Origin of the sequence: Acinetobacter sp. WU_MDCI_Abxe161 (genome assembly GCF_025514355.1) — a bacterium.
GTDB classification, from domain to species: Bacteria; Pseudomonadota; Gammaproteobacteria; order Pseudomonadales; family Moraxellaceae; genus Acinetobacter; species Acinetobacter pittii_E.
Genome location: NZ_JAHPTU010000020.1, coordinates 1 through 17,377 on the forward strand (window position 1 = coordinate 1; position 17,377 = coordinate 17,377).

The following is a 17,377-nucleotide window of genomic DNA, read 5'->3' on the forward strand; positions in this document are numbered from 1 at the left end:
GACCACGCTTGAAGCTTTAAGCAAACTTAAACCTGTTGTCAAAGCAGACGGTACAGTTACGGCGGGGAATGCTTCAGGCATTAACGATGGTGCAGCAGCTCTGCTGATTGCTTCTGATGAAGCTGTTCAAACTTATAACCTCAAACCACGTGCCAAGATCATTGCTTCAACAGCGGTGGGTGTAGAACCACGCATTATGGGTTTTGCTCCGGCACCAGCCATTAAAAAATTACTTAAACAAGCCAACCTGACTTTAGAGCAGATGGATGTAATTGAGCTGAATGAAGCCTTTGCTGCACAGGCTTTGGCTGTGATCCGTGATTTAGATTTGCCAGACAACTCTGACAAGGTAAATCCAAACGGTGGTGCAATTGCTTTGGGCCATCCGCTTGGCGCATCAGGTGCACGCCTAGTCACTACAGCCTTAAACCAGCTTGAACAGACGGGTGGTCGTTATGCCTTATGTTCAATGTGTATTGGTGTAGGCCAAGGGATTGCACTCATTATTGAACGTGTTGAAGCACTTTAAGGAGAAACAAATGCCATCTTTTCAATCTGCTGATGCACAAATTAACTATCAAACCTTTGGCGAACCGTCGTCTCCTGCTCTGGTGTTTTCCAATTCTTTGGGCACCAATTATGGTATGTGGCAAAAACAGTTTAATGAATTGAAAGATCAGTTTTTTGTAATCTGCTATGACACTCGTGGTCACGGTTCATCATCCACACCTGACGGCCCATACACTGTAGAGCAATTAGGTGAAGATGTTGTCCGTTTACTTGATCATCTAAATATTACTAAAGCTGCTTTTTGTGGTATTTCAATGGGCGGTTTAACTGGGCAATGGCTTGCAATTCACTACCCTGACCGCTTTAGTCATGTTGTTGTGGCAAATACTGCCGCTAAAATTGGGCAAGAACAGGCATGGCTTGATCGTGCAAAATTAGTGCGTGAACAAGGTTTACAACCGATCGCAGCTACAGCAGCTTCGCGATGGTTTACAGATCCCTTTATCCAAAGTCATCCTTCAATTGTCAACAACCTGTGTAACGACTTAAGTGCTGGCAGCGCAATGGGTTATGCCAATTGTTGTGAGGCTTTGGCTAAAGCGGATGTCCGTGAGCAGTTGAAAGACATTAAAATTCCAGTATTAGTAATTGCTGGAACTCAAGACCCTGTAACTACCGTTGCAGATGGCCAATTTATGCAGCAACGCATTCCACAAGCAAAACTTGCAGAAATAGATGCTTCTCATATTTCCAATGTAGAGCAACCAGAAGCTTTTAATAAAATCTTAAAGGATTTTTTAGTGAACTAATTTTGCTGTCAATAAAATTTATACATTTCGAAAAAGGCCAATCATGGCCTTTTTTATTCTTTCAAAATAAAAAACTAAATAACTTGTTCGAGAAGGTATAAATATATACCTCAAATGTAATGGAAAATTACATGGATAAATAACAGTATTTTAAATTCATGAACAGGGCTTGTTCATCAGTGACGTGAATCTAAGAAGATTCTTAAATCGTTCACTTCTACATCATAATGAAAGTAAGGATATCTAAATTGAACATACCTATGCTGAACTCTCGGCCTCACCCTACACGCCCTTTAATTAAATATGGAACATTACTTTTAGGTGTATTTCTAGCTGGTTGTAATTCTTCGTCAAGTTTAGACCCAACACCGACACAAAAACAAATCACAATTAAGCGCGATAAATTCGGTACACCCCATGTCTATGCAAATGACACCTATGGACTTTTCTATGGTTATGGCTATTCAGTAGCGACCGATCGTTTATTTCAGATGGAAATGTCAAAACGTACAGGACAAGGTACAGTTGCTGAAGTGCTCGGTTCCGACTATCTTCAATATGATATTGCGACACATAGCCGTTTTGATCCAGAAAATATTAAACAGCAACTCGCCGCCCTCTCACCAGAAGACCGAGCAATTTTTGAAGGTTATGCCGCAGGTTTTAATAAACGGGTTAAAGAAGTTTTAGCAGATCCAGCTCTTATGCCTAAAGAGTTTACAGATCATGGTTTTAAACCATCAACATGGCAACCAGAAGATATTGCTATGGTTTGGGTGGGCTTAATTTTAAATCGCTTCTTTTCAGCAAGCTCGGAAGTCTCAAATTTAGATTTACTCACGCAACTGCAAAAAGAAAAAGGTCAAGAAGAAGGCCTCAAAGTCTATCAACAATTACGTTGGCTAGATGACCCAAGTGCTCCCACCATTATCCAATCTGCACAAAAACCACAGCTTATAGCACGTCAACAACAAATACTTAAAGACATTAGCCCTATTTCAAACAAGGCGGCCAAAACCTATTTAGCTCAAGCTCGCATTGCTTTAGGTAAAAGTGTGGTAGACGGCGTACCTACCGCCAGTAATGCATGGGTCTTAAAAGGCGATAAGACCATTGAAGGCCAAGCAGTTTTATATAATGGTCCACAACAAGGATGGTATACGCCTGCAATCACCTACGGTATTGGTTTACATGGAGCCGGCTATAATTTGACAGGTATTACTCCAGTTGGATTACCTGCAATTTTATTTGGAACCAATGGCAAAATAGCATGGGGTTCTACGGTAGGCTCACTCGATACTAACGATGTTTATCAACTCACCTTAAACCCAAGTAATTCAAAAGAATATTTATATAAAGGAAGTTATATTCCATTTGAGCACAAGCAAGTAAAAATCAAAGTTAAGAATCAAGCCGATCATGTTTTAGATGTTTATAAGAGTAAACAAGGTTTTGTAAGTACATGGGATGAAAATAACCATACGGCGTACGCGCAAAAACGTAGCTGGGAAGGCGTAGAAATTGAAACCTTATTAGGATGGGCAAATGCAGCGAAAGCTTCAAATTGGAATGAGTTTCTTGCTCAAGCCAAACGTGTAGCGGCCTCTATCACTTGGTTCTATGCCGATACTAAAAATAATATTGGTGTTGCTGCTTTAGGTCGTTTACCTATTCGCCCTGAAAACCAGCATATTCAGCTTCCAGCTAAAGGTGATGGTTCAATGGAGTGGCAAGGTTTTTATGACTTCTCACACAACCCTAAAGAATACAACCCACAAAAAGGCTATGTCACAAGCTGGAATAACAAAGCCTATGCTGGTTTACGTTCAGATTCGTCAAACTTTTCTTATGTAGATCGGGTCAATGAACTGCTTGAACCTTTAGAAAGTAAACCAAAACTGAGTCAGCAAGAAATTTGGGAAATTAATAAAACAGCAGCATGGTCAGATTTAAATGCGCGTTATTTTGTTCCTTATATGATTCAAGCAGCACAAAGCCCTAATGCCTCACTCTTAGCTAAAAAAGTTGCTCCCTTACTTGCTAGTTGGGATCTTAAATTACGCCCTGATAGCGAAGCCAGATATTATCAAGGTGCAGCACCAGCAATTACACGTGCATGGCTTAATCAAATGATTGAACTGGTACTCAAACCTAACCTTTCAGAAAATATTTATAAGCGCTATACCGATACGCTTTATCCAGTAAATAATGATCCGCGAAGCGCACAGCCAGCGAGTGCATCGAAATTAATCTGGAATGCCCTGCAAGGAAAACAGGCTAGTGTTCCTCAACATGTTGATTTCTTAAAAGGACAAACAGCAGATGAGGTTGTCTTAAAAGCTTTAGAAAATGCGCTGACTGAACTTTCAAAACAATATCACTCTACTGACCCCAATGACTGGAAAATTCCGGTGGCAACCATGGGCTTTTCCAGCAAAAATTCGGTAGGCATTCCTTGGGCTGATCCATCGCATGAACAACAGCTCAGCACTTATGGAAATACGGGAAGTGCTACGTTTAGAGTGGTCTTAAATCCAAATCAAGTCACCATGTGTTCGATTTTGGCCCCAGGACAAAGTGGGTTTATCAATCAAAATGGAAAACCTGATGCCCACTTTGCAGATCAGCTTCCTTTATTTGAAAGTTATAAATGTAAAGAGGATGCGGTGAGTCAAAAGGAAATCGACCACTCAACTCAACAAAGCATCACTTTAAGTTACTAACTTTTTAGTCCATTTTTTATGTTAAAGGCAGAGGTTTGTTATTGATAAAATGACAAACCTCTTATTAGCTTAGTATCGAACCATGACCGATTTTAATTCAGTGTAATCTTCAATAAATGCATCTGAAAACTCTCTGCCAATTCCCGAAGCTTTCACGCCACCAAATGGAACAGATGGATCTAAGAACGTATGCATATTCACCCATAGAGTACCTGCTTCAATCTTAGGAATTAAACGTAAAGCTTTAGATAAGTCATTGGTCCAAATACTTGCGGTTAAACCAAAGCGTGACTGATTCATCAACTGAATAAGCTCTTCGTCAGTTTCAAATGACATTACCCCGACTACTGGACCAAAGGTTTCTTCTGAAAATAAAGGATCATCCGTATTTTTAAAGGAAATTAAAGTCGGCTGTACAAAATATCCTGTCTGATCTAAAGCCTCACCTCCAGCAATAATCTGGTTGTTGGCTTTTGCCATATCTAAATAATGTTTCACTTTATTAAAATGTGGCTGATTAGAAAGTGGACCAAACATACTTCCCTCATCCATGGCCGATCCAATTTTGAAACCAGAGAGTGCTTTAGAAAGTTTTTCCACCAATTCATCGTATTTTGTATGATGTACAAAAAACCGTTCTGGCGATGCACAAACTTGTCCTTGATGCACAAAAGTTGCTTGCAATAAAGTCGGTAAAATCTCATCAATATTTGCATCTGCCAAAACGGCTATGGCATTTTTACCGCCTAACTCTAGACTTACACGGGTTAAATCGCTGCTCATCGCAAGTTTACCAATCGCAATGCCTGTCGGCACTGAACCTGTAAATGAGACTTTCTTAACGAGCGGCGACTCAATTAAATATTGCCCTGTTTCTCCCTTACCTGTTACTACATTAATCACACCCGCTGGGATACCTGCTTCAATGGCAAGTTCAGCTAAACGTAATAAAGATAAGCTGGCAAACTCACTTGGTTTAAGCACAATGGTACAGCCAGTTGTTAAAGCTGAACCGATTTTCCAAACGCCAATCATCAGTGAAAAATTCCAAGGCACAATCCCTGCAACCACACCAATCGGTTGTCTTAAAGTAAAGGCCGTATATTTCTCACCTTGCATAGAAGGAATAGAGGGTTGCATGGTTTGACCATTAATTTTGGTTGCCCAACCAGCAAAATATCTTAAGAAAATAACAGATTGTGCGACTTCAAGATGGCGGGAAATATTGATAAGTTTTCCGGTAGACAACGTTTCGAGCTGTGCAAGTTCTTCACCATATTGCTCGATTAAGTCTGCCAGCTTGTTCAGTTTAACGCCACGTTCATACGGTGTCGTTTCAGCCCAAGCATTTTGAAAAGCATGTTCAGCACTTTTCACCGCATTTTCGACATCTTGTTGACTACCAACACTAATTTGAGCAACAACTTGTTCAGTCGATGGATTTACAATATCCACTTTATCCAAAAGCTCGGCAGCAACTAGTTTTCCATTAATAAAATGTCCATGTTGTCGCACCATAAATTGCTGTACGCTTTGTAAAATCTGAACTTCACTCATTTTCTTTTCCTCTTTTCATTTCTAAATATTGATATGACAGCAACTACGCGACCTGATTCAAAATAAAGTCTGCACCACGTTCTCCAATCATGATGGCAATTGCGTTGGTATTACCGCTTGGAACTTGTGGGCAAATAGAACAATCCACCACACGTAAATTTTTAAAACCATGGACTTTTAGGGTCTGATCTGTGACCGAATCTTGCGGAGCATTGCCCATTTTGCAACTACCAGCGGGGTGATAAACCGTTTTAATATTCTGGCGCATCCATTTATCAATCGCTTCAATATCATCAGGATCGATATTTGCAGGCTCAATCACTTCTTTGACAATTGCTTTTAATGCGGGCTGTTGTAATAGGCGAAGTCCAGCCTGTACCGCACGGATATTGGCGTCAATATCTTCTTGATGACCTAAATAATTAGGATCAATGACAGGTAAATCTTTAGGATCTTTACTACTTAAACGTAAAGTCCCACGTGCTTTTGGCTGTACATGTCCGACCTTAATCGTAAGGCCATGTGCTTGAGCCACTGATTTTTCATCTGGGGTATTATCGAAATTATCCAGCACAGGCAAAAAATGAAATTGGACATCAGGCCGACCATTGTTATTGGTGTCAATAAAACCACCACCTTCTAGAATATTGGTGGTTAACAATCCTGAACGTGTAAAACACCACTGTAAAAAGTGCCGTACGGCGGTTAAACCTTGGTCTTCGCCGAGTAGGCTATTATTGGTTGTTACTGTCGCATTCACCGACATATGCAAATGATCATGAAAATTTTCACCTACGGGTAGGTCACGAATACATTCAATGCCGATCTCATCTAAATGCTGTTTTGGACCAATTCCCGAAAGTAATAAAACTTTAGGACTACCAATTGCTCCAGCACTTAGAATGACTTCTTTTTGAGCTTGTACCGTAATGGGTGATTTTCCCCCAACGCTATAAGTCACCCCAGTAACCTGATCACCTTGAGTTTCAATTTTATGGACTAAGGCATCAGTAATCACCGTGAGATCTGGGTGGTTTTCGACTGACTTTAAATAGGTTTTTGAGGTACTCGCCCGTGAACCATTTTGAGTGGTGGTTTGATAAAACCCTACACCTGCCTGATCCCAACCATTAATATCATTGACATAATTCATACCCATTTGTTGACCTGCTTTAATACAAGCAAGTGTCAAAGGATGGCGATAGCGGTTTTCACTGACAGGTAAAATGCCATCTTGTCCGTGATATTCATTAGCAAGACTTTCATTTTTTTCTGCTTTTTTAAAAAAAGGCAGTACATGTTGATAAGACCACTGATTACATCCCCATTCTGATGCCCATAAATCATAATCCTGACGTTGGCCTCGGCAATAGATCATTCCGTTGACCGAGCTTCCGCCTCCCAACACTTTTCCTTGTGCAAGTATCATTTCACGATGATTACAATATTTCTGAGGGACGGTCATGTATTGCCATGATTTTTGCTGGAATACTTTAACCACCGTGGCAGGTATGGTATGAAACATACTGCTATCTCGGCTTCCTGCCTCTAAAACAAGAACGCGCCCTGCTTTGGCCTGTAACAGCCGTGCTGCAACCACACAGCCTGCCGAGCCCGCACCAATCACGATATAGTCATATTGTTTATTCATCTGATTTCACCTAAGTTTATTTTTATGAATGCACCGTCAATAAACACGGTCTCCTTTGCTCTGATTTAATAGATGTATTGCAGAATTAACTGTGCATACACATTAGTTTTGTCATCGTAGTTTTGAGTACCACCACTATGGATATCGTGTTTCGGTTTATAGAGTCCCACTAAAGGAATAACGTTGAATTTTTTATTAACCGACCAAACCGAAAATACATCCAGTTCATGTCCATCTACATTAGTTAAAGATTCATTAACTGTTTTGAACTTATAGGCCAAAGCACCTAACATAAAGTTTTCTTTTAGATTCATACTGTAAGAAACTTGGTGAATGTCTGCATTTTTGTTAAATGGGCCAGCATAATTTCCTGCAACTTCACCTTGAAACCACGTGCCGAACCCGACTGTATTTCCATAAAACATCGGGTCGTATTGGTCTGAAAAATGGCTAAAACGGTAGCCTAATGAGGGCGTATATTTTGAAGATAAAAAGTTATAGTTCAGCGCCAAGTAGCCTGCATTTTCTTGACTATCTTTTTTATCTTGCACAACAAACTCAGTCTTAACTTGTAGCTCAGGCAAAGGTTGATAATTCAAACGTAAAGCATAATTTTTAAGATCTTCGCGCCCTGAAACTTGCTCAACATCTTCAAGGTCTAATACATTTAAGTAAGTAAATCCAACACCTTTATCTTTAAGCTGATACATCAGATCGGTTACAAACAGTTCAGGTGAAAATTGTGCTTTATTGTCCGATTTTAAATAAGCCAACTTTAGGGTTGTATTCTCTTGCGGTTTGTATTGAAGCAAACTTGTAAAATCAAAGCTTCGACGAGCTGCCAGATAATATGCTCCGCCCCGATCTAGTGTGCCGTCTGCAGGCGCTTTACCGAGATTTAACGCATCACCTGCAATGAAAAACCCGTCACCAATCATGATATTTTGTCGACCAATACTTAAATCATAGGTCGTTAACTCATCTTTATTGGTGCCATCTTTAAAACCCAAGATCCACTCGTTTACATCTGTTTTGCGTTCTTTACCATTACTATTTTGGCCTGCATCGCCATCGCCAAATGTTGCTGAGCTAATACCACTCAAGCTTGCATAGAGTTGATTGTTCTTAAAGGTGTATTGTCCTTTAGCACCATATTTAAGATGGCCTTCTTGCCAATTAATTCTTTCGTCATCTAGGTTTTCGCCGTTATAACTTTTACCGCTACTAAAAGCCCCAAAAGTTGCTTCAAAAGTCGGTTTAATTTCAAGCTCACCAGCATGCACAGTTGAAAAAAATGAGACAAAGAGAGTCCCTCTCATAACTTGAGAAAGTAGAGTTTTCATACAAAATTCCTTTTTTGTGAATGGTCTACCAGACCCTAAGAATGGGTAACCGATTCGTTACCCATCTCGCTTGATATACGTCTTTAGTGATGGTCGTGCTGCGTGTTTTGCTCTTCTTCGCCCAAGTTTAAAGTCGGCGTATTGTCAAAAAAGTTCCACGGTTTGATAAGTGTATTCACCCACTCTGTCGGCATAATTGGCCATTCTTCAGCACGTGCCACATGGGTTGTACCTGTTGTCATCCACACCACAAGATCTTTATTTTCAATATTTTCATTGTTGCTAATAAACTGGCCTAAACCTGTGTCATGAGTCGAACGGTTTGAATATTTACCTTCAGGATAGCGTTCATCCTGATTATATTGCGTCACCCAAATTTGCTTATCCATAAAGTTCAAACGTTTAAATAACCATTCATCTTTAGAAAAATTAGCACCCTTCGCCACAGGGTGTGTTCCACCTGCAAAAGGAATGAGCTGGTAAGAAACAGGATTACCTAATTTATTTTCCTTGTTGAAATTAGTCAGTAAACGAATGGTAGATGGATCAAATTTTTCAGCCGCATTCTGCTCATTGGTAATGACTTTACTGTCAATTTGCATTGTACTTGTACGCACACCGCCTCGATCATTGGCTTTCACCACAGGGTCCATATGCATAAAGCTGTTGTTTTCCCCATCTATATCCATATCTAAGCGGAAGTTATAGATATGTTGATGGGTTGTACCCACAATATTGTGGTCAATTAAGGTGCCATATTTGGTGTCTTCTTTCGCAGTACTATCATGCATGGTTCGTGCTTTAACACCTTTAACCGCTTCAATACCTGTAGCACCCGCATTAATGCCAATCACGCCATTTTGAGCAAATACCCAGTCAAACATGTAATCGTAGTTACCTACTGTACTAATCCAGCGCACTACAAGTTCACGGCGAGCTTCACTGGCATCTTGATCACCAAATATTTCTTGGTGTTTATATTCAGGGCCAGCATAGCGCTCAAAAATTGCAATCGCATTTGGAATCACTTGTGGCTGGCCTTTATAGTCTGCAATGACAGCATCAAGTAGAACCGCATTTTCTGGTGCATCGGTCCCAAGTTGAATGGCTGATGTGAGTGTTCCCATTCCGTACTCACCAGAGTCCAGATAAGACTTAAAGTACCATCCCATGTCAGGGTCACCATATGGAACCACCATTCCACCAAGGTTACCTTCATACATGACTTTACGTTTTACGCCTTTATCTTTATATGTCACGGTTGAAAGCTGTAAGCCCACACGTGAATCTAATGCAACATGGAAACACCAATTACCCCAGTGTACTGTTTGTCCTGTAATAGAAAAGTTCTTACCTTCGGGTTCACTAATATTCAACGGTTTAATTTTTGGTGGTTTGGTATTTTTAGTGGCATAAGGTCGATCCGTCATCGGAACAGGAATCATGGCCCCTTCTTCGATTTTAATAATTTTTTCTTTATCTAAATCAACCACAGCCACCAAGTTTTCAATTGGATGCGCCCAATAGTTACCATCACCAGTATCTAGATACGACACAACTTTTAAAACGTTAAGCTGTTTATCCAAACCATCTTTGCCACCAAAATATCCAACGGTTAATGGATTGGTAATGACTTTCTTAATATCGGTTACACCACGTTTGCGTAAAGCATCCTGATATTCTTTACTCGCTTCAATCACGCGCTGTACAGTTTCAAAGTTATCGAGCAAGACCATTCCATGAGTGTCTTTAAGTACATTCCATTTTGTGACTTGCTGAGTGTTAAGGTTAACTTCACCTTCAATCGCTTGATTGCCTTTTAACAAAATGAAAGATGCAATTCGAGCGTCTTTATATTCTTTATGATTAATAAAATAATCCCAAACTTTTGCTTTTTCTGGTTCTTTTAGTTTTAATTCGGCAAAACGCATATTTTTATAGGCATATTTTGAGCCGTTAATAACATCAAATGTCTTTTTAATTTCGTCAGAATTTAAACTATTGAGTGGATGAAACGTATTTTCAACTTTAAAAGTTTGATCTAAACCAGACTGAAATACTTCATTAAAGAAGTCTTTTCCAATAACAGGTTTATTATCTTTAATTAATAGTGGGACGCTTAATTTTAGAGGTTTTCCATTCACTAAAACCTGATTTGAGTTTGGCTTGGCTCTTACCACGATAGAGCCTTTGGTAATCATATAAGTATTGGTAAAATCGTCTTTGACAACTTTAGCGCCTTGCTCACTCATGTTTTGGTAAAGAGATACCATTTCAGCTTTTCCACCATGAGCAAAAGCTTGAGTATTTAATCCCCAAAAGCTTGCAGCTATTGATAAGTTAAGCGCTAATATCTTTTGTATGTCATTCAATAATCGTTGTTTACGCATTGGTTTCATCCTTTTCATCTATCCCTGAACCATCTGAATCAGACAGTTAAAATGCACTTTCCTATGTGTGAAATTCATTAAATAAACTTAATAGTCCTATGCTTATTAAGCTCATCTAACCTGTTCTAATTAATTTAATTTCAACACACTTGCATGGGACTAGCTTGTTCAAGAATGACCTAGAACTTGTCTAAAAATGACATCAAGAGAGGTAAGTTTTAAGCTGTCATCCCCTCTCTAAATTCTTTAGGAGAAATGCCATAAGTCTTCTTAAAGATTTTTGAAAAATGAGCACCATCCCAAAAACCCCACTTCAAGGCAATCTGGGTAATCGAGCTTTGTTTATTTCTTTTATCGAGTAAATCTGCTTTGACTTTTTCTAGGCGTTTGAGCTGTATATATTTGTTAATAGATAAATTTTCTTGAAGGAATAAACGGTAGAGATGACGTAGTGATACACCAATATGCTCTGCAATTAATTTAGGGGTTAGATCTGGTTTTGCTAAGTTCTCAATAATAAAACGCTCGGCTTTTTCCATCAGGTTATTGGAGCTATTAATATTTTTATAATTAATTGTGGGTTTAATTAAGGCGATTAGCGCATCTTCAAAAGCATTACCGTCTTCGGTTGCATACCAAAGTTTGATATTTTCAGGAGACATATTTTTCAAAATATTTTTGAGTAAAAAACCACTCATATTTTGCGTAATCAGTTTTCCAAAATATTCGGTACTAATATTTTCTTTAAGTAATTTTTCACGCGATAGGTGTACTGAAATCTGGCTCACCAAACCTTGCGGGTACATTGAAATTGTTTCGACTGGGTCGACCAACACAATATCGCCTTCATTCAGAGTTAAAGTTTCATTTTTATATTCGAGCAGCATTTTTCCCGAATATTGCAAAATTAAAAAGCAAAAACGATTATTAACGCGGTCGATTTCATCGGCTTTTCGGACAATTTTATTGGCATTGTTTTTGATAAAAGCAATTTCGGTATCACCCAATAAAAAGCATTGAACCTCACCAATGAATAAATTACGGGTTCCATCAAAATCGGTTTCAAAATTGCCGCACACATTTTTAATATGGTGCGTCCATGTGAGTAATGCATCACTTACATATTGGTTCATCCCTTACCTCTCTATACACGCGCCACAGCTCAAGACTTTTCTTTTGCTGTAGTTCACTGTCTTGGCACAATCTTGTTTTATTGATAAACAAATTGTGTGCCAAAAATTCCTTGTCCATGGAATTCTTTTGTTGATAGTCAGCTAGATGTAAAGAAGCTGATAAATCAATTCAATTTATCAGCTTAATGGGGCTTATGCTACACCTGCAAAATCTCGCAGCATGGTAATAAAAATATCCTTTTGCTCATCAGAATATTTTTTAAATACTTCATTTTGGTGGCTGTCGGCAATATCAAACAAATACTGCGCCGTTTGTTTGCCTTTTTCAGTCAGTGCGTACAAATTATCGTGATCGACCAATAACCCTTCAAATTTTAAGATTTCAGCCGATCTTTCCACTTCTTGCATTGGCATGGCAATATCGCGCGGTAAATCTTCTTTACTTGAAGCAGTACCACTTGCTAAAACCAGCAAAAGACGTGATTCACTGGTACGGAACCCAGAAGCCATTTGCTTAGGAATGTAGTCAGTTTGATAAGCTTTAAAAGCACGACTCATCAAATAGCAGACATTATTATATAAGTGCCCATAATGTGTTTGGTCTACGCCGTTCTGTTCAGTTTGTTTAACTTGAAGGCTCGGATGCGGCATTACACAAGAATATGCGCCTTGATGGTAAACCAGTGGGCTTCGGCCTTGGTCATGAAAACGCACCACTTTACCAACAATAATCCAGTGGTCACCACCTTCAATCACTTGATAACGTTCGCACTCAAACACCGCAGAACAATTTTCTAAAATGGGTGCGCGTCCAACGCCAAGTTGAAAGTTTGTGTCGGCAAATTTATCAATATTGCGTCTCGAAAACTTATTAGACAGCTCAATTTGCGTACCCGATAAAATATTAACTGCAAAATGAGTTGCTTCTTCAAATACTGAAAAACTTGAAGATTTTTTATCAATACTCCACAAAATAAGTGGTGGGTCTAGAGACACTGAGTTAAAGCTATTTGCAGTTACACCGACTTTCTCACCTTGTGCATTTTGTGCGGTAATAATGGTAACGCCTGTTGCAAAATTTCCTAATGCTCGTCGGAACTGTAGTGGATCGACCGTAAACTCATCTATTTGTTGTAATACATTCATCATCTTTCTCCTAAACCTTCTCTTACATCCATATAAATCACGAGAGCATTAGATATCTAAAACTAGTCTCGGTGTTTTAGAGCGCGAACAGCACACCAATATTTGCTCATTGCTGGCTTTTTCTTCATCAGTAAAATAAACATCTCGATGATCAGGTTCGCCTTCAATCACATCACACATGCAGGTTCCACATACGCCTTGCTCGCAAGACATTTCAATCTCGATGCCTTCTTTAGCCAAAGCCTGCAAAATGGTTTCGCCAGCTTCGACCATAATGATTTTTCCGCTACGCTCAGCCACTACCTCAAATGAATCTCCCGAGGTGTCAGTTTCGACTTGGAAATATTCTTTGTGGATTTGCTGCTCAGGAAAATTGTGAGTCGTAGCAAGGTTAATCACCCAGTCCATAAAACCGACTGGACCACAGGTGTAAATATGGCTCTCAAGATCAATATCTTTAATGGCAGATTCAAAAAATGCTCTATGGCTTGCACCTTCGGATTTAAAATGAAAAGTTGTGTACTTGGCTAACTCACCATTTTTAATTTCATCAACAAAAGCACAGTTTTCTGGGCTAGCGCCGCAGTAGTGAAGCTCAAATGATTCGCCTTCATGTGCAAGTTGATATGCCATCGTAATTAACGGCGTAATCCCGATACCACCGCCAATCAATACACTATGTTTCGCTTTTAAAAGTGGAAATAAATTTTTTGGCTCACTGACCTGAATTTGCATGCCATCTTTAATTTCATCAAAAGCCGAGATTGAGCCACCACGTGATTCAGGATCACGTAAAATTCCAAGGCGAAACTTACCTTCGTCATTTGGATTTTGGCAAAGTGAATATTGGCGCACCATGCCATTTGGTAAGTGCACATCAATATGCGCACCTGCTTCAACTTTTGGCAATATTGTAGAAGTTGCAGATTCAAATTCCATGACTGCAATATTTCCACCTTCCACATGGCGATTTTTAACGACAACATCATAAAGTGTAGTCATGATTCAACTCCCTTTTCATGGTTAAGCTCGTGGCTTAACGCATGAATAAACCACCGTTAATATCCCATGTTGCACCAGTCACAAACCCCGCATTTGGACTCGCGAGCAAGCCACAAGTTTCAGCAATAAAATGCATACTTCCTAAGGCTTTAACTGGAATATTCTGGATGAACTGTTCCATTTTTTCGTCTGACACCACACTATGAACAATTGGTGATTCCATTGGACCCGGTGCAACTGCATTGACCGTCACCCCTTTTGCCGCAAACTCTTTGGCAAAAATTTTGGTTAACGTCACAATCGCACCTTTGGTTGCCGCATAGTGTGCACCCGTTGCAGTACCGCCATTTTGTCCCGCTAAAGACGCCATATTAATGATGCGTCCATAGCCTTTTTTAGCCATATATTGGCCAATAATTTGACAAGCCTGAAAGGTACCGCGTTGGTTGACTTGGGTCACCCAATCAAAGTCGGCTGCGGTAATTTCTAATACTGGCGTTGCTTTGGTGACAGTGGCATTGTTAATCAACACATCAAGTTTAGAAAATTTCTCTTCAATCCATTGCACGGCAGCATGAAAATCTGCTTCGACAGAAATATCTAATTTCAAGGGAAACATATTTTGTGCATATTGACTTTGTGCCTTGGCATTTTCGGCTTTTTCAAGCGTACTTGCCGACAAAATCACCTGATGGCCTTGGCCTGCAAAATATTCAGCAATCACATTACCAAGTCCAGAAGCAGCACCTGTCACTAAAACAACCTGTTTCATGTTACTGCTCCTAAAGAATGTAGCTAATACCAGCTAAAGTATCGGTCGAATTAACCAAGTTAATGATTTTACGGTTAATCTTAAAACCTGTAGCTGCATCGCGAGTCAAATGGTAAGTAATATCTGCGGTGTAATGCTTAAGATTTTCTTTACGGAATTCACGTAAGTTTTGGGCACAACGCAAAACGATTTCATCATCTTGATCTTGAACAATGCGCACACGAGAAACACTACGCACAGTATTTGCTTTAGGCGCTGTAGAAATCGCTTCACCATTTTCAAGACGCTCTACACGTAAAGTACGCATATGATTATCGTCATAGGCATAATTTAAGTTGTTTTCGTAGTCCGTTAGGTTTGGGTCAATCGGAATGATATAAACGCCTTTTTCATTCCATAAATTGAGCCATTCACGGTATTCACTGTGGTCTAACATATCTGCTTCAGCCCAGATGAAAGCAGTGACTTCATTTAATAATTGCAGATTCATATTCATTGCTCTCTCCTTAAGCCGTCATCATCTTTTTCCACTGCTGATAGGCTGCACGCATACCTGTTTCAGCACTGACATCACTTTTTAAGCCATCTTCGGTTTTGACTTCGCCCGGTAAACCGCGGTTGAGCATGATCCATAAACCATTACCCGCATTGGCACCGTGTTGTACGCGCTCCCAAGCTTCTGAGTCATCTGGCGTACCAAAGCCAAATGGACCTTGGAAATGTTCATGCAAACGTAGGCGGTATTGGTTGGCAATTTGTGGTCCACCGTCCATGGTAATTACTGAGTGATGAATTTCTGTTTCAGCAACTGAAATTGGCTGTAACACACGGAAGAACGCCATTGAACATGCAATATTTGGGAATAAATTTAAGTTAAAGCCAGAACCACCCACTGCACGGACAATACGGCGTACTTCTAACTCTTCATGGCCTTCGTCGCGCAAAGCTTGAGCCAAGTCTTCAAAGCGCTCTTGAATTGGTCGCTCCATAAGCTCTTCGTCTAGATCAACCAATTCAGGAATCATCACCATCACACTGTGACCATTTCCTAAGTCTTCAACAAAACCCGGCTGGTTTTCGAAGTTAAAGAGTTCTTCGGTTTTTTCATCGACAGAACTTAAAAATGACTTGTGTACCAATGGGAAGTGATAAGCATCGGTGGTATTTTCAAGCTGGATTTTCCAGTTACCCGGGAAACGGAAGCGGTGTTCACCCAACACTTTAATTGGATAACCTGCACCTTGTTTCATAAACAGGTCAATCCATTTTTTTGCTGGCCCAAGGAACTCTTCAAGCGGTTGAATGTCTTCTTTAAATGAAGCGAAGATCATGCCGTTATATTCTTCTACACGTAGACTCACCAACGGTAACTCTGATTTATCTAAACAATCGCCGTAACTTTCCGGAGATGGCACACCGCGCAAACTACCGTCAAGTGCATAACTCCAACCGTGGTACGGACATACAAAACTGTTGGTTTTTCCTTTCTTATGTTCGCATACAGTTGCTGCACGGTGACGGCAACGGTTTAAAAGTACATGGACTTTCTTTTTACGGTCACGTACCACAACCACAGGCTGTTTACCGATATTAATGGTTTTATAGCTTCCGCCTTCTGGAATTTCGCTGGCATGCGCAACCCACACCCAAGTGCTATAAAAGATTTTTTCCATTTCTTCATCAAAAATGCGTTCATCTTTATAAAGAGAAGTATGAGCACGGTCACTTTGAACCAAAGCATCGTAATCAATGCCAATGTTATGCGTCGGGATAATACTGTTCATATCAATAGTCCTTTTAAATATGTCCTGAGTCATTCCTGAGAAGGTACCGGCAATTCAGCTTCACTGTGCCAATGCGATACGGGACGACTGAAAATATTCTGTGTTTGGAAATGTTTAATTTTCCATGTTCCATCTGCTTGCTTTTGAAATTTCACATTGAGCTTTGCTGCATTCAGATGACTACGGCCATCTTTAAAGGTTGAAGTTTGCAACATGAGCCAAGAAGCATTTGCATAGCCTTGGTTTACATAAATTTGTTCTGAATTGACAAAGTGTGCATTCATAACAAAGTGAGATTCTTTTTGGGTATAGCTTTTAAACATGTCGTAAATCGACTGCCAAGAATCATAACGACCAAAAGATTTGGCATATTTCTCGCCAATACCTTCCCAAATACAGTCTTGATCAAAAAGATTCATCAGCTCGTCAAGGTCTGTATTTGCATTAAGCTCGTCGCAGATTTCCATATAACGGTTCAGGCAGTTACGAATCGCGTTGTGCGCTTCCAACTGTTCTAGTCGCTCTATAATTTCTGCAATATTCACTTTGTCAGTCAT

Annotated in this window: 13 protein-coding genes and 1 pseudogene; 3 read left to right on the plus strand and 11 right to left on the minus strand. The window is 39.8% G+C overall.

Going from position 1 to position 17,377, the window contains the following annotated elements; genetic code table 11:
• From KTI78_RS16255 to KTI78_RS16265, 3 genes and pseudogenes are all read left to right on the plus strand, one after another.
• Positions 1-529: pseudogene (locus KTI78_RS16255) on the plus strand (acetyl-CoA C-acyltransferase); the annotation flags it as partial.
• Positions 530-539: 10 nt separating this feature from the next.
• Positions 540-1,319, plus strand: coding sequence for a 3-oxoadipate enol-lactonase (gene pcaD / locus KTI78_RS16260; RefSeq protein WP_262446742.1), 780 nt, complete (start codon positions 540-542; stop codon positions 1,317-1,319).
• Between the two features lie 260 nt (positions 1,320-1,579).
• On the plus strand, positions 1,580-4,042 hold the full coding sequence (locus tag KTI78_RS16265; protein WP_262446743.1) for a penicillin acylase family protein: 2,463 nt from the start codon (positions 1,580-1,582) through the stop codon (positions 4,040-4,042).
• A 69-nt stretch (positions 4,043-4,111) separates the two neighbouring features.
• Here KTI78_RS16265 and KTI78_RS16270 read toward each other — a convergent pair whose 3' ends face one another.
• From KTI78_RS16270 to KTI78_RS16320, 11 genes are all read right to left on the minus strand, one after another.
• On the minus strand, positions 4,112-5,599 hold the full coding sequence (locus KTI78_RS16270; RefSeq protein ID WP_262446744.1) for an NAD-dependent phenylacetaldehyde dehydrogenase: 1,488 nt from the start codon (positions 5,597-5,599) through the stop codon (positions 4,112-4,114).
• A 43-nt stretch (positions 5,600-5,642) separates the two neighbouring features.
• A complete protein-coding gene (locus KTI78_RS16275; protein WP_262446745.1) occupies positions 5,643-7,250 on the minus strand; it encodes a GMC family oxidoreductase in 1,608 nt (535 codons plus the stop codon).
• Between the two features lie 65 nt (positions 7,251-7,315).
• Positions 7,316-8,533 carry a hypothetical protein gene (locus tag KTI78_RS16280; protein ID WP_262446766.1) on the minus strand — a complete coding sequence of 406 codons (1,218 nt, stop codon included), beginning with the start codon at positions 8,531-8,533 and terminating at the stop codon, positions 7,316-7,318.
• Positions 8,534-8,676: 143 nt separating this feature from the next.
• Positions 8,677-10,992, minus strand: a complete 2,316-nt coding sequence (gene tynA, locus KTI78_RS16285) for a primary-amine oxidase (protein WP_262446767.1) — start codon at positions 10,990-10,992, stop codon at positions 8,677-8,679.
• Between the two features lie 209 nt (positions 10,993-11,201).
• Entirely contained in the window at positions 11,202-12,116 is a 915-nt protein-coding gene (gene feaR / locus KTI78_RS16290) for a transcriptional regulator FeaR (protein ID WP_239975847.1), read from the minus strand.
• A gap of 192 nt (positions 12,117-12,308) precedes the next feature.
• On the minus strand, positions 12,309-13,265 hold the full coding sequence (locus KTI78_RS16295) for a p-hydroxyphenylacetate 3-hydroxylase reductase component (protein ID WP_262446746.1): 957 nt from the start codon (positions 13,263-13,265) through the stop codon (positions 12,309-12,311).
• A 45-nt stretch (positions 13,266-13,310) separates the two neighbouring features.
• On the minus strand, positions 13,311-14,264 hold the full coding sequence (locus KTI78_RS16300; protein ID WP_262446747.1) for a PDR/VanB family oxidoreductase: 954 nt from the start codon (positions 14,262-14,264) through the stop codon (positions 13,311-13,313).
• A gap of 34 nt (positions 14,265-14,298) precedes the next feature.
• The gene (locus KTI78_RS16305) at positions 14,299-15,036 is read right to left on the minus strand and encodes an SDR family NAD(P)-dependent oxidoreductase (protein ID WP_182005176.1); all 738 of its coding nucleotides are present in this window, start codon (positions 15,034-15,036) and stop codon (positions 14,299-14,301) included.
• Between the two features lie 10 nt (positions 15,037-15,046).
• Entirely contained in the window at positions 15,047-15,532 is a 486-nt protein-coding gene (locus KTI78_RS16310; protein WP_016145462.1) for an aromatic-ring-hydroxylating dioxygenase subunit beta, read from the minus strand.
• 10 nt (positions 15,533-15,542) lie between these two features.
• Positions 15,543-16,820: an aromatic ring-hydroxylating oxygenase subunit alpha gene (locus KTI78_RS16315; protein ID WP_262446748.1), complete on the minus strand. Its 1,278-nt coding sequence runs from the start codon at positions 16,818-16,820 to the stop codon at positions 15,543-15,545.
• A gap of 29 nt (positions 16,821-16,849) precedes the next feature.
• Positions 16,850-17,377: a nuclear transport factor 2 family protein gene (locus KTI78_RS16320; RefSeq protein WP_262446749.1), complete on the minus strand. Its 528-nt coding sequence runs from the start codon at positions 17,375-17,377 to the stop codon at positions 16,850-16,852.

Excerpts from the sequence above, each read along its gene's own strand:
- KTI78_RS16275 (WP_262446745.1), bottom strand. The coding sequence starts at position 7,250 with ATGAATAAACAATATGACTATATCGTGATTGGTGCGGGCTCGGCAGGC.
- KTI78_RS16320 (WP_262446749.1), bottom strand. The coding sequence starts at position 17,377 with ATGACTGACAAAGTGAATATTGCAGAAATTATAGAGCGACTAGAACAG.
- KTI78_RS16310 (WP_016145462.1), bottom strand. The coding sequence starts at position 15,532 with ATGAATATGAATCTGCAATTATTAAATGAAGTCACTGCTTTCATCTGG.
- KTI78_RS16300 (WP_262446747.1), bottom strand. The coding sequence starts at position 14,264 with ATGACTACACTTTATGATGTTGTCGTTAAAAATCGCCATGTGGAAGGT.
- feaR (WP_239975847.1), bottom strand. The coding sequence starts at position 12,116 with ATGAACCAATATGTAAGTGATGCATTACTCACATGGACGCACCATATT.
- KTI78_RS16305 (WP_182005176.1), bottom strand. The coding sequence starts at position 15,036 with ATGAAACAGGTTGTTTTAGTGACAGGTGCTGCTTCTGGACTTGGTAAT.
- KTI78_RS16295 (WP_262446746.1), bottom strand. The coding sequence starts at position 13,265 with ATGATGAATGTATTACAACAAATAGATGAGTTTACGGTCGATCCACTA.
- tynA (WP_262446767.1), bottom strand. The coding sequence starts at position 10,992 with ATGAAACCAATGCGTAAACAACGATTATTGAATGACATACAAAAGATA.
- KTI78_RS16270 (WP_262446744.1), bottom strand. The coding sequence starts at position 5,599 with ATGAGTGAAGTTCAGATTTTACAAAGCGTACAGCAATTTATGGTGCGA.
- KTI78_RS16265 (WP_262446743.1), top strand. The coding sequence starts at position 1,580 with ATGCTGAACTCTCGGCCTCACCCTACACGCCCTTTAATTAAATATGGA.
- pcaD (WP_262446742.1), top strand. The coding sequence starts at position 540 with ATGCCATCTTTTCAATCTGCTGATGCACAAATTAACTATCAAACCTTT.
- KTI78_RS16315 (WP_262446748.1), bottom strand. The coding sequence starts at position 16,820 with ATGAACAGTATTATCCCGACGCATAACATTGGCATTGATTACGATGCT.